The sequence below is a fragment of the Paenibacillus sp. PK1-4R genome, assembly GCF_030369595.1.
Lineage (GTDB): Bacteria > Bacillota > Bacilli > Paenibacillales > Paenibacillaceae > Paenibacillus.
On sequence record NZ_CP126535.1, the window covers coordinates 4736864 to 4750711 of the forward strand.

Sequence of the window (13848 nt, forward strand, 5' to 3'; positions counted from 1 at the left end):
CCCATTTTCATAAAAATAGCCGCCAAAGATTAAAATCTTCAGCGGCTATATCCTGATCATGATATGACTACTTCATCAAATCTCACTGAAACGTAGCTTTAGGATCCTTTTTCAATTTCTCCAGCATCTCGTTTCCTTTAGCTGCCCACTCACCAAGTGCTTCTTTTGGTGTCTTTTTGTTTTCTAGCACTTGGTTGAAATATTCCATACCTTTTTCATTTACTTGCCATAAACCTGGGGATTTTTGATACATTTTATCCAGATTGGTATTTGTTGGCGGAATCGGCTTCAGCGCATAGAATGCTTGAATGTTATAATCCAGGCCGTCTTTGGGCTTAATGAAGCTCTTACGTGATACCATCTCATAGCTGCTGCGTGCTTTGATCTTAGCCCAGTCCTCACTGTTCATGTACTTGATCAGCTCCCACGCATCATCCGGGTTCTGAGCCGCACTATTAATCGCCATGAGGTTGCTCAGGTAGATGCTGCCTCCAATTTCAGGAGCTTCCGGGTGAACTGGAGGTGTTACAACATCCCAATCCACTTTCGTAAAGTCTTTCATTTTATCCGCATTTTTATTCGCATCAATTAATTGATTAATATAGCTGTAATCACCAATAACCATGGCTGACTTGCCGCTCAGGAATAGGTCACCCTGTACCGGATCGTATCGTCCACTCGGATTCTGATCTTGTGGTTCGTCACCTTTAGGAATAACTTTGTCAATCGCAAGTTTGCTGATGGTGCTCCATACTTTCTCCCATTGAGGAGAATCTACTGTCATCTTCTCTGCTTTGTCATCAAACGTCTTCAGCTGCAACGAGCTGTAGTACTGTTGCATGGAGTAGTACGGCGAACCACCCTGATATGTCGTGAAGGAGAAACCAAATACATGGTCTTTACCTTCACCTTTCGTTAGACGGGTACCCAGATTGAAAATATCGTCCCATGTCATGTTGTCCGTTGGCGGTTCCACGCCTGCTTTTTCAAACATACCCTTGTTATAGAACAAAGCCGATGAAGAGAACGTTGGTGTCAATGCATAGATGCTCTGATCCCCAAGGTCCTTAATTCCCTCCAGTACACTAGGCACGATATCACTGGTATCAAACTTATCTTCCTGCATCAGTGGGTCCAGCTGTTTCACCAGATTCTCCTGAATTAATGATTTCACAGTGGCGGTATCGGCCACGATAACGTCAACCGGGTTATCCCCAGTCATAATCTTCTTCAGACTCTCCATCGTATCCGGGACTTCCGGCTGTTCTTCCGTGTTGCCATAACCATACATGCTGCTCTGATCAACAGCAGCTACAATTTCGATGGTTACATTGGGATGTGTCAATTCAAAAGCATCGGTGAATTGCTGACGGAAGTAACTGTCATCCTGTCCTCCCCACAACGTAGCCACACGTAATACACGCTGCTCCGTATCCTTGGCCTCACTTGCCGTACAGCCAGCAATCAGCGGCAGTGCTAGCGTCGCAGTAGCGATGACAGCCAGCACACGTTTTCCCCATATACTATTCTTCATTTCCCAGTTCCCCCTCTTAATTATCTTGGCGGTGTAATGACAATACGTTCACCGTCAAATTCCAATGTAGCCCGGTTATCAATGGATAAGGCCTCCAGATACTCTTTTGGCACCTGAAGCCGCCCTGCACGGTCAATAATGACAAATGCTTCGTGAATGTCCGGCATACCCGATTCGGACAAGTTATGCTCATCATCCAGATTCGGGTTGCGCTTCACAAACTCGGTACTGGTCAAGCCGTCCCGAATCGCAACGATCCGGTCTACCTTGCCAGCAAGCGTCAAGTCATGGGTAACGATGACAATCGTAACGCCGAGTTCCTTGTTCATTCTTCGGAAAATGCCCATGATTGTATCACATGTCTCGGAATCGACCGAACCTGTAGGTTCATCTGCAAGCAAAATTTTGGGACGATTGGATAATGAGATCGCAATTGCTACCCGTTGTTGCTCTCCTCCTGACAATTGATGCAATTTGTTATGCATCCGATCCTTAAGGCCTACCCACTCGAGCAACTGTTTCGCGTAAGCACGATCACGCTTGCCTCCCAGAATCATGGGAGTCTCCACATTTTCCAGTGCAGTGAGATAAGGCAGCAAGTTACGACCGTTATTTTGCCAGATAAAACCTACCGTATGACGTTTGTATTCGACCAATTGGGCATCTGTCATTTTCAGCAAATCCCAGTCTCCCACAACAGCCGTACCAGCTGTAGGACGATCAAGCCCGCCCAGAATATTCAGCAGCGTGGATTTACCGCTACCGCTGTTACCGATGATAGCCATCATTTCACCTTGATTGACAGTCAGGTTGAGACCCTGAAGGGCAACGACTTCCACATCGCTGGATTTAAAAATTTTGACAAGTCCTTCGCATTGGATCACGTTTACCTCTCCTCTCCCATTTTGACTGCCTGGTGAACCCGCAATCTGCGAATCTGCCAGAGCAACATCGTTGCACCAATGACCAGCATCACTACGGTGACCCCATACAGTTGCAACATATCTTGCTGTTCAAACACAATCCGGAATGGAGGTACCTGAGCAGATACATTATCCGTCGTTTGCAGGAATGGCAGGAATAAACGACTGGATACCTGACCAATCCCAATACCTAGCAGGATCGATAGCCCTGCTGTGAACACCTGCTCCAGCAGCAGCATACCGCTCAGTTGTGCGCGTGATAACCCCATGGCTCGTAATACACCAAACTGCACAACACGTCCGGACAGGTTGAAGAACCAGTACAGCACGTATCCGATCAACGAGATAATTACCGATACCAGGAAACCAAGGCTCAGAATCCCGAATACGCCACCTCGTGACGGGTGTTTACCTTGGGATACCAACTCGGTGCGGACGTCACGCACAGAAGATAACTCAATGCCTTCTGCTGCAAGTTTCTCCATTAGTGGAGCCACTTTGGCATCCGGTTCCATTTTCAGCCATACCTCATAAGGAATCAGAGGCACCTGATCATAGATATAATCCAGATTCGCCACGAAGAATGGCATCTGATCCGGATACTGGGCTGGCCAGTAAGGAATGATCCCAAACACGACGAATTCAATCGCCTGTCCCTGTACACCCATGGAGACGAGATCTCCAGTTTTGAGTTTGAACTTGTCAGCAAATTTGGAAGAGATCAATACAGCCCCTTCATATTTACCAAGCAAGTCAAGATACTTGTAGGGATGTGCCGGGAACAGATCGTTGCGGAACCACGCCACTTGAGCAAAGTCCACATTATCAATTCCGACCAGCATCCCCTGTCCGCCCGATTTACCAGAGACGATAATATTGCCTTTGGTCTGCAGCACTCGTGCTGCATGTTCAACCCCGTCTAATCTGCGGAACACTTCAAATGGAGGTTCGGAGTAGATGACTTTGGATGGCTGCGAAGAACCGCCGCCACCACCTGGAGCACCTCCACCGCCATTGCCTCCGCCGGAACCACCACCAGCAGAACCTCCTCCTCCATTGCCACCACCTTGTTGACCTCCACCCGTACCGCCGTTCTGTCCGGAACCACCGGGTTTAACCTCAGGTGTTCCTTCCCACACAGTCTGCATAATCACATCAGAACCATAACGGTACAAGGTACGCTCAGTGGAATTCAGATCAATCGTCCGAGCAGCAGCCGAGTTGTACACCCCAAGTCCCAGTGTCAGTACAAGGAGGATCATCAGCGGATAATATGAAGAAGATGAACGCGATAGCTGTGTTAATGTCAGATACAACGGGACCGGGAGAAACTTGCGACCGATCAACTGAATGAGCTTTAATATCCACGGGAACAAGCGCAGGAAGAATAGTCCAAGCGCAAAGATAGCGAGTGCAGGTACAAAGAACAGAAACGGCTGTACCTGCAACTGATCAGTTGTCATTCCGGTCTGGAAGGTCAACATCTGACGTTCATAGAACAGGTAGTATCCATATCCGGCCAGACCCAGCAACACAACGTCCAGGAACCAGCGTTGCCATACTGGAGCACGGTCTGTCCGTGCTTGCCGCCGTTTGGCAGATACAATGGTTGCCCGTGCATAGGTTATCGCAGGGATAAGTGATGCGATGATCGCAACAAGGACCGCTGCTACGCCCAGGAGAATAGCTTCTTTGGATACACCGATTGGAATGGACTTCCGATCTACGAACGAGAGAAAACCACTTGCTGAACCGATACTCTTGGCCATAAACCAACCAAGCAACGGCCCAATAACCAGCGCAATAGCGCCCAGAAATATGCCTTCAAGCAGGTAAAGAGAGAAGATCTGCCGAGCTGAAGCTCCACGGCTGCGCAATACCGCAATATCACTCTCTTGCTTTTGTAATGACTGTCTGGCATTCATCGCAATGAAATAAAAGACCATCGCAATCATCGGTGCTGCCAAGGTAAACAACATGGTCTGCAATTGCAGACTCTGACTGCGGAACTGCTTGAGCAGATCACCAAAGGTGATGTCCACTTTTGTATCTTTCAGCCGCTGGTACAGATCGATATCCAGCCTTTCCAGCATGGAAGTCAGACCTGATAACTGGCTGGTTTGAATTTCTTTCAGATCAAAGGCATAATACCAACGTGAATTTTGAAGTGGAATCCCTTTTTCCTTCAGTAAAACATCATTAAAAACCGATTCATCCACATAAAGTCCATTCATCATGCCGTCAAATCCCTGTACCCAGTAAGGGCTGTTCGGATCATCTGCCTTGAAGGACCCCGTAATCTTCACACGTAACGTAATATCAAGGCCGCTATACACCGGATATTCCAGAATGTCACCGATATGCAGATCGTTACGGTACATGCCCTCTTCCAACATGACTGCCTCGATCGTGTCATCTTTGACCTGGTTTCCAGGTTTCACCCCGGCAGAGTAATTCACCTGTGCATCCAGCCCACTCATCGTACCCAGACTCATACTGCGTACCCTGCTGGCATCCACTTTGGTTGGATCTTCCGGGCTTACCTCTGTGCTGCGAATGGATCTCGAATTCACATACGTATGAAAAGGAAACCCGATGTCGCGAGGAACATCCTCACGAATATAACGATCTACTTCGTCCAGACCCCGAGTGTCTGTCTTCACGCCACCTGGTGCCTGATAACTCATCAGCAACGAACCGGCTGGCAACCCTTCACTGTTATCCTGCAGCGTCTGCGCGACAACCCGTTTCAGCGCACCATCGGCATACATTGGAATACTGACGGTGAACGCTACCGCCACAATCAATCCGATCAGTGTGCTGAAGGTCATCCAGCGCGTGTTCCACATTTTGCGGAACAGCAGCCGAAGCAATGGCAGCCCCATTAGCGTCCCACTACTTTCTGGCCTACGGTCAGACCTTTCAGAATCTCGACATCTGTCGATGTCTGCTGACCAACTTCAACGTCCACTTCACGCTTGCTACCATCACTCTCCACGACTTGTACATACGTTCTTGAACCGATGGAGCGTAAAGCGGATACAGGAATCACAATTGCGTTCTCGGTACGCTGCGTTACAATTGAGACCGATAGTGGTGTGCCACGTTCCACGCCTTTTGGCATTTTTGCAAGGGTAACGATAACATACTTATCCAGCGTTTCCTTGGTTGGAGGCGTACCGCCTTCACCCGTCCCTTCGCCACTGCCGCTTCCCGATGCTTCCGCGATAGGCATGACTTTAATTTTGCCAGCGACTTTACCAGCTCCATTAATATCTACTTCTGCCTTCATCCCAGCTGAGAACTTCTCCAGATCTTCCTTGGCAAAGGTAGCTGCCACAACCAGATTGGATGTATCCGCAATCGTAGCAATCGGATCATACGCTTTCACGGCTGCACCCTTCTCTACCTGCACAGCAATAACGGTACCGCCAAACGGAGCAGTCAACGTGGCTTTGCCCAGTTGTTCTTCCAGATCAGCGAGTTCCTGGCGCAGTTCTTCAAAAGCAATCGTTGCTTCTTCGAACTCCACCGGGTCCATCTCATCCTTCTTGCGGAGTGTTTCCTTCATTTGAACTTCGGATTTGCGAATAGCCAGTTTCTTGCCACGGATCTCCTTCTCCACACTCTCCACATCGAGCACCGCGAGAAGTTGGCCCTTTTTCACTTTATCCCCTGGTTTAACATTTAACTCTTTGACATGCATGCCATCAAGCGTGAAGTACACCTTCTCTTCCCGCTGACTCATCATCTTGCCACTACCACTTACTTTTTTCTCCAACGTTTCCGTCCGGACTTCATATTCCGGTTTCTTGGAGATCGTTGGCGGCGTAATAGGCGGAAGCACTTCTTCTTCTGTTTCTGACGGCAGCAATGAGCAGCCGGACATCGTTGCAACCATTATCGCACCAAGTACAATAAGTGCTGCGCGTTTCCCCCTCTTCGGAGCGGCCCCTTTACCTGATAAATCTGCCGTCCGCCATTTCATAAACATGGTCCGCAACCTCCAAAATTGTAGGATCGTGTGTAGTCATACATATTGTTACTTGTTCTACTTCAATAATATTGCGGAATACGGCCATGACCTGAGCGCCCATCTTGGAATCCAATTCCGCTGTAGGCTCATCCGCAAGCAACAATCTGGGTCTATGGGCAATGGCCTTGGCTATAGCCACACGCTGTTGCTCTCCCCCGGACATCTCGAATGGTCGGTGCTTCACCCGTTTGGATAGTCCAACCAGATCCAGACAGTGACCAACCCTGTCCTTCCATTCCGCTCGCGGAACATCCGCCATGCGCAGCGACAGTTCTACATTTTCCCAAGCAGATAATAAGGGCATGAGTGCATATGCCTGGAAAATAAAACCGATCTCTTTGCGCCGCAAAGCGGTCCGCCGCCGGTCTCCCCAATCCTGAAGAGGCTGACCAGAGAACAGAATGTCTCCACTTGAAGGCTGATCCAGTCCACCGAGCATATTCAGGAGTGTTGTTTTGCCTGAGCCCGATCGCCCCTTCAGCATGACCAGTTGTTGCGGATTCACTTCCATATCAATGCCTTTGAGCACATGGATAATGCGACTGCCTGTCTGGAAACTGCGATGCACGTTACGCACCTCCAGTACAGGTCCATCATATGGAGGTAACATATCCTTTTTTGGTTTGATCTTCTTCTGGGGTTCATCAACGGTGGTGACAGCAGCTGCAGCCACTTCATCCGAAGCGATTTCACTTTCAGATAAAGATACTTCACTTGTCGGGTGCGCTGGTTCACTTATGTATGTATTTTCCCCCGACTCCGTCGATGCCTCCAACGGTGTTTCCCCCTGTTGATGTTCATCGCCTGACTGGCTCTTGGCAGTTCTTTTTCTGAGAAATAAATTCTTCATGCCAACAATCACGCTCATCCTTTCTTGATATCCCGATCATTTCTTCAAAAAACCTAAAATTAGAAATCTGTTCCAACCTACACTGAATTATAAACGACCGATCACAACTAAAAGTTACAAGCTTTTTACAACGGTAGAGTGAAAAAGTTAATATTTTGATGAACAAACGAAAAAAGCACCCCAAAGTGCGGGATGCCTCTTGCATATTCGATCGTTTTGCCGCTATGACGGCAATCATTACAATTTTGATACCGTTTATTCATAACATTTTTTCGAGGTACCAATGATATTATTTACCAAATGAAGAAGGATCTTCACGCCAGGATTTGAGCAATTCAAAGTCACTCTCTTGAATTGTTCCCTGAGCCAAAGCCACATCCATCAGCGCGGTGTAATTGGACAGCGTCTGAAGTGGAATTCCAGCATCTTCAAATGCTTTAACACCTTTATCCAGCTGGTAGCTGAAGATGGCAAGTACGGCGAGCGGTGTTGCGCCTGCTACACGTACAGCTTCGGCTGCTTTGATCGAGCTTCCACCTGTAGAGATCAGGTCTTCGATGACAACCACTTTCTGTCCTTCGGTAATCAGACCTTCGATCAGGTTCTCCTTGCCGTGTCCTTTCGCTTTATCACGAATGTAGGCCATCGGCAGATCCAGCTTCTGAGCCACCCAAGCAGCATGCGGGATACCTGCGGTTGCCGTACCTGCAATGACTTCTGCATCCGGGTATTGGTTACGAATAATCGTTGCGAAAGCTTCAGCGATATCGTTGCGAATCTCCGGATAGGACATCGTTAAGCGGTTATCGCAGTATATTGGTGATTTGATGCCGGATGTCCATGTAAATGGCTGCTGTGGACGTAACGCCACGGCTTTAATTTTCAACAGTTGGGAAGCAATATGATTCGGAATCTCATTCAGTTCGATCATGCGTTCAACATCTCCTTCAAAATGGTTTCTGCCGCTTCACGCGGATTGGGAGCGCCTGTAATGGGTCTGCCTACAACAATGTAATGACTGCCTCTGGCGATGGCTTCACCCGGCGTCAAGACGCGTGTCTGATCTCCCAGACCACTACCCGCTGGACGAATTCCTGGTGTAACGGTGTGAAAAGCACTGCCACACGCTGCCCGAATTGCAGGTACTTCCAGCGGAGAAGCAACAACCCCATCCAGTCCAGCCTCTTGGGCCAGTCCTGCATAACGGACCACAGCAGCTTCCACACTTCCCGGGATGCCAATCTCGTTATTCATCGTTTCCAGACTTGTACTGGTGAGTTGGGTGACTGCAATGATCTCGGGCTTGCTAAGGGAAGGATAGGCAGCGATTGCTGCCTCAGCACCTTCACGTGCAGCACGCATCATGAGGGCTCCACCCGCTGCATGTACATTGAACATGTCTACCCCAAGACGTGTGATACTTTCAGCACCGCCACGAACGGTGTTGGGAATGTCATGCATTTTCACATCCAGAAAAACGGAGTAACCTTTGGATTTCAACCCCCGAATAAAGTCAGGTCCTGCTGCGTAGAACAGCTGCATACCCACCTTGAGATAACAGGGAATGCCTTCAAGAGCTTGTACCAATGCTTTCGCTTCTTCCGCTCCAGGATAATCCAGTGCCACCATCAGACGGCCAGCCATTTCATTGAAACTCGCTTGATTCATCACCAGCGCTCCCCTCCACTTGCTCATTTTTTCCGTTTTTGCCCGATATAAAGGACATCCCGCCAGCCCGCAGGCTGACTGATGTCCTTCATCAGAGAGTTATTTATTTTACAAAGACAGGCATTGCTTCCGAAGAGAAGTTGATCGTTTGCAGCATAATCAGCAGCGCACGAATCGTATCCAATGAAGTCATACATACAATGCCGTTTTCTACCGCTTCACGACGGATACGGAATCCATCACGCTGCGGTGTTTTGCCTTTGGTGAGTGTGTTGAAGACAAAGTTTGCTTCGCCGCTGCGGATCATATCCAGAATATTCGGCGAACCTTCACTTAATTTGTTCACAGTCGTTACCGGAATGTTCGCTGCTTCAAGCGCAGCTGCTGTTCCGCCGGTAGCCATGATTTTGTAACCCAGTCTGTAGAAACCTTCGAGCAAAGGAACCGCTTCGTCTTTGTCTTTGTCTGCTACAGTTACTACGATCGCTCCGGTTGCCGGAATTTTCATTCCAGCGCCGATGAGACCTTTGAACAACGCTTTAGCGTAATTCGGGTCACGACCCATAACCTCACCTGTAGACTTCATCTCAGGTCCGAGGGTTGGTTCTACACGACGCAGCTTCGCGAAGGAGAAGACCGGAACTTTAACAGATACATGATCCGATTCAGGCCACAGCCCGTCAACATAACCAAGATCTTTTAGTTTCACACCCAGAATGGCTTGTGTTGCCAAGTTCGCCATCGGAATGTTTGTTACTTTGCTCAGGAATGGTACGGTACGGGATGAACGCGGGTTCACCTCGATAATGTACACTTGGCCATCATGGATAACAAACTGGATGTTGACCAAACCTACCGTTTTCAGTTCTTTCGCAATTTTGATTGTAATCTCTACAATTTTCTCTTTCATATCCTGGGACAGGTGTTGAGGAGGATATACCGCGATGGAGTCACCAGAGTGAACCCCTGCACGCTCGATATGTTCCATGATTCCTGGAATCAATACCGTTTCACCATCACAGATGGCGTCAACCTCAACTTCTTTACCCATCATATAACGGTCGATCAGGACCGGATGCTCTGGATTGATTTTAACCGCCTGTTCCATGTATGTCAGCAATTCAGCATCGGAGTATACAATCTCCATCGCACGACCGCCAAGTACATAGGAAGGACGAACCAGTACCGGGTAGCCCAGACTTTGAGCTGTTTCTACCGCATCATCAACGGAAATGACTGTTTTACCTTTTGGCTGTGCAATCTCCAGACGGGAGAGCAGACGTTCGAACTTCTTGCGATCCTCCGCCTCATCGATGCTTTCCAGATCCGTTCCGAGAATGGTTACACCTGCATTACGCAGTGGTGCTGCCAGGTTGATGGCCGTTTGACCACCGAACTGTACGATAACCCCTACTGGTTTCTCCTGTTCAATCACGTTCATGACATCTTCGAAGAAGAGCGGTTCAAAGTACAGGCGATCTGATGTATTAAAGTCCGTAGACACCGTCTCCGGGTTATTGTTGATAATGACTGCTTCATATCCTGCTTTTTGTAATGCCCATACTGCGTGTACAGTAGAGTAGTCGAACTCGATCCCTTGACCGATCCGGATTGGTCCTGAACCAAGTACCACAACTTTTTGCTTGTCTGAAGGGATCACTTCATTCTCTGTCTCGTAAGTTGAGTAGTAATATGGCGTTGTTGCTTCGAACTCAGCAGCACATGTATCTACCATTTTGTACACTGGGCGCAGGTTCTCTGCTTCCCGACGAGTTCTAACTTCCGCTTCAGTTGTTAATGTGCCTCCTGGTTGACCTTGCGCACGCAGTTCAGCAATGGCACGGTCTGTGAATCCAAGGCGTTTCGCTTGATACAGAATGTCGGAAGACAATTCGGATTCTTCGCGAATGCGATCTTCGAATGCGATCAGACCTTCGATTTTGTCCAGGAACCACCAGTCAATCTTGGTCAAATCCTGTAGCTGTTGCAACGTATAACCTCTGCGGAATGCTTCGGCAATCAGGAAGATACGCTCATCATCTGCTTTGATCAGACGTTCGTTCAAGGTAGCTTCGTCCAGCGTTTCGGCATCCTTCAGGTAGAGGCGATGTACGCCAATTTCCAGGGAACGAACTGCTTTGTGAATCGACTCTTCGAATGTCCGGCCAATCGCCATTACTTCGCCTGTTGCTTTCATCTGAGTTCCCAGTTTACGGTTCGCCGAGATGAACTTGTCGAACGGCCAGCGAGGAATTTTGCTCACGATATAATCAAGCGTAGGCTCGAAACAAGCGTACGTTTGGCCTGTTACCGGGTTCACGATTTCATCCAACGTGTAACCCATGGCAATTTTGGCAGCCATTTTGGCAATCGGATAACCCGTTGCTTTGGAAGCCAGAGCGGATGAACGGCTTACCCGTGGATTTACTTCGATAACATAGTATTGGAAGCTGTGTGGGTCCAGTGCAAACTGTACGTTACATCCACCCTCGATGTTCAGGGCACGGATGATTTTCAGGGAAGCTGAACGCAGCATTTGATATTCACGGTCCGACAGGGTTTGGCTTGGTGCTACAACGATACTGTCGCCTGTATGAACCCCTACCGGGTCGAAGTTTTCCATGTTGCAGACAACGATACAGTTATCGTTTTTGTCCCGCATAACCTCATACTCGACTTCTTTCATGCCTGCAATGCTCTTCTCGACCAGACATTGCCCAATTGGGCTGTAACGAATTCCCGCTACCACGGTCTCGCGTAGCTCTTCTTCGTTCGCACAGATTCCGCCGCCTGTTCCGCCCAGCGTATAGGCTGGACGCACGATGATTGGATAACCAATCTCATTTGCAAATTCAAGTGATTCTTCAAGTGTCGTTACGATCACACTCTCAGGTACAGGCTGTTCCAGTTCACGCATCAGGTCACGGAACAGATCACGATCTTCCGCTTTCTCGATGGAAGTCAGCTGTGTTCCGAGCAATTTCACATTTTCACGTTCCAGCACGCCTGCACGTGCCAGTTCTACCGCCATGTTCAGACCTGTCTGACCACCCAGTGTTGGCAGCAAGCCGTCTGGACGCTCCTGACGAATGATTTGGGTTACAAAATCCAGTGTAATTGGCTCAATGTAGACTTTGTCAGCCATGTTTGTATCCGTCATAATGGTCGCCGGGTTGCTGTTGATAAGTACAACTTCCACGCCTTCTTCTTTCAGAGCCTGGCAAGCTTGCGTACCGGCATAGTCGAACTCGGCCGCTTGACCGATGACGATTGGACCGGAACCAATCACCAGGATTTTTTTGAGATCTTTGTTAATCGGCATGTTATTGTGCTCCTTTCACTGCGGCTGCCAATACGGCTTGACGCGGCTTTTGCGGGTTAGTGATCTTGTGCTCGCGAATCATCTCGATGAAGCGGTCGAACAGATAGCTGTTGTCGTAAGGACCCGGGGCTGCTTCAGGGTGATATTGAACCGAGAATGCCGGGAATGATTTATGTTTCAGACCTTCAATGGTCTTATCGTTATTGTTGATATGTGTAACTTCCAGGTCTGTAGTACTCTTCACAGACTCTTCGTTTACGGTAAATCCATGGTTCTGGGATGTGATGAAGCAACGTCCGCTCTCCAGTTCTTTCACCGGGTGGTTTCCTCCGCGATGTCCGAACTTAAGTTTTTCGGTGTCTGCTCCTGCTGCAAGTGCGAACAACTGGTGACCCAGGCAGATACCGAAGATCGGGTATTCGCCAAGCAGTTCACTGATCATCTTAACTGCGTGAGGTACGTCTTTCGGGTCCCCAGGGCCGTTGGACAGTTGAATGCCATCCGGGTTCAGGCGACGAATCTCGTCTGCTGTTACATCGTGTGGAACAACAACAACGTCACAGTTACGTTTGCTGAGTTCGCGCAAGATTCCTGTTTTAGCACCGTAATCCACAAGCACAATACGTTCAGCCGTTCCTGGGCTGTTGTAGACATGCTCCGTAGAAGTCATTGGCACCTGGTTACGCAGCTCGGCAATGGTGGTGTCTCCCATCATCTCCAGCAGTTCTTCCACAGGCTTCGATCCTGTTGTGAGAATTCCCTTCATTGTGCCGTGGTGACGAATCCGGCGAGTCAACATGCGTGTATCAATTTCGCTGATTCCTACGATGCCGTATTCTTTGAGCAGATTGTCTACGCTGTATTCCGCACGCCAGTTGCTTGGCGTTGGCTCATGACGACGCACAACGAAACCATGTACGTATGGACGAATCGACTCAAAGTCATCACGCGTAATGCCGTAGTTTCCGATCAGCGGATACGTCATGGTTACGATTTGACCGCAATAGGAAGGATCCGAAAGCACCTCTTGATAGCCTGTAATTCCCGTATTAAAAACGACCTCACCTGTAGTTTCACCTTCAGCACCAAATGCTTTCCCGGTGAACAGTGTGCCGTCTTCCAACAATAATCTTGCCTGTGCCTGCATCCCATTTCACTCCTCTGTGTTTATCAACGTTGAATGGCATTTGGGTTGAACATGGGGGACGTTACGATTGTGCGGCTCCGCTGACAGAAAACCCTTTGATCGCTGTTATCCCCGGATTACTTTTTATCATTTTTCAAATGATGTAATCCGGTGATAAAGGCGAACGCTTTGCTTCTTCGGGTCTTTTCTGTCCGCTCCGCAGTTACGTTGGTGTCCAAGTTCAAAACCATGACATTCAACTTTGCTTGTTTCGTATATTTGACTCTCGGCAATGATCTGCCTCGAGTAAGTTGAAAAGATGTTACTGGTGTAAAAGTTGTAGATTAAGTTTTAAAGTTAGAGTTAAAAAGATTTGTTGTTTTTAAAAG

The 13848-nt window shown here is 48.5% G+C and carries 9 protein-coding genes; all 9 read right to left on the bottom strand.

Translation table 11 applies throughout. The features are described 5' to 3' along the window. Window positions 1-82 precede the first annotated feature (82 nt). On the bottom strand, window positions 83-1534 hold the full coding sequence (locus QNO02_RS20630) for an ABC transporter substrate-binding protein (RefSeq protein WP_133385525.1): 1452 nt from the start codon (window positions 1532-1534) through the stop codon (window positions 83-85). Between the two features lie 20 nt (window positions 1535-1554). Further along, on the bottom strand, window positions 1555-2418 hold the full coding sequence (locus tag QNO02_RS20635) for an ABC transporter ATP-binding protein (protein ID WP_091028519.1): 864 nt from the start codon (window positions 2416-2418) through the stop codon (window positions 1555-1557). Window positions 2419-2420: 2 nt separating this feature from the next. After that, on the bottom strand, window positions 2421-5342 hold the full coding sequence (locus QNO02_RS20640) for an ABC transporter permease (protein ID WP_133385526.1): 2922 nt from the start codon (window positions 5340-5342) through the stop codon (window positions 2421-2423). Continuing rightward, window positions 5342-6451: an efflux RND transporter periplasmic adaptor subunit gene (locus tag QNO02_RS20645; protein ID WP_091028513.1), complete on the bottom strand. Its 1110-nt coding sequence runs from the start codon at window positions 6449-6451 to the stop codon at window positions 5342-5344. Before QNO02_RS20645 ends, QNO02_RS20640 begins: the two co-directional genes overlap by 1 nt. Further along, window positions 6414-7361, bottom strand: coding sequence for an ABC transporter ATP-binding protein (locus tag QNO02_RS20650; protein ID WP_133385527.1), 948 nt, complete (start codon window positions 7359-7361; stop codon window positions 6414-6416). The genes QNO02_RS20645 and QNO02_RS20650 overlap by 38 nt, the downstream gene beginning before the upstream one ends. Window positions 7362-7632: 271 nt before the next feature. Further along, window positions 7633-8274, bottom strand: a complete 642-nt coding sequence (gene pyrE / locus QNO02_RS20655; RefSeq protein WP_036614805.1) for an orotate phosphoribosyltransferase — start codon at window positions 8272-8274, stop codon at window positions 7633-7635. Beyond that, window positions 8271-9011, bottom strand: coding sequence for an orotidine-5'-phosphate decarboxylase (pyrF, locus tag QNO02_RS20660; protein WP_289389861.1), 741 nt, complete (start codon window positions 9009-9011; stop codon window positions 8271-8273). The genes pyrE and pyrF overlap by 4 nt, the downstream gene beginning before the upstream one ends. 103 nt (window positions 9012-9114) lie before the next feature. Next, entirely contained in the window at window positions 9115-12333 is a 3219-nt protein-coding gene (gene carB, locus QNO02_RS20665; RefSeq protein WP_062835433.1) for a carbamoyl-phosphate synthase large subunit, read from the bottom strand. A 1-nt stretch (window position 12334) separates the two neighbouring features. Further along, entirely contained in the window at window positions 12335-13480 is a 1146-nt protein-coding gene (gene carA, locus QNO02_RS20670; protein WP_289389864.1) for a glutamine-hydrolyzing carbamoyl-phosphate synthase small subunit, read from the bottom strand. Between the last annotated feature and the right edge of the window lie 368 nt (window positions 13481-13848).

Bases quoted from the DNA above. Each gene is read 5' to 3' on its own strand.
- carB (WP_062835433.1), bottom strand. From the start codon at position 12,333: ATGCCGATTAACAAAGATCTCAAAAAAATCCTGGTGATTGGTTCCGGT.
- QNO02_RS20650 (WP_133385527.1), bottom strand. From the start codon at position 7,361: ATGAGCGTGATTGTTGGCATGAAGAATTTATTTCTCAGAAAAAGAACT.
- QNO02_RS20630 (WP_133385525.1), bottom strand. From the start codon at position 1,534: ATGAAGAATAGTATATGGGGAAAACGTGTGCTGGCTGTCATCGCTACT.
- QNO02_RS20640 (WP_133385526.1), bottom strand. From the start codon at position 5,342: ATGGGGCTGCCATTGCTTCGGCTGCTGTTCCGCAAAATGTGGAACACG.
- pyrF (WP_289389861.1), bottom strand. From the start codon at position 9,011: ATGAATCAAGCGAGTTTCAATGAAATGGCTGGCCGTCTGATGGTGGCA.
- QNO02_RS20645 (WP_091028513.1), bottom strand. From the start codon at position 6,451: ATGTTTATGAAATGGCGGACGGCAGATTTATCAGGTAAAGGGGCCGCT.
- carA (WP_289389864.1), bottom strand. From the start codon at position 13,480: ATGCAGGCACAGGCAAGATTATTGTTGGAAGACGGCACACTGTTCACC.
- pyrE (WP_036614805.1), bottom strand. From the start codon at position 8,274: ATGATCGAACTGAATGAGATTCCGAATCATATTGCTTCCCAACTGTTG.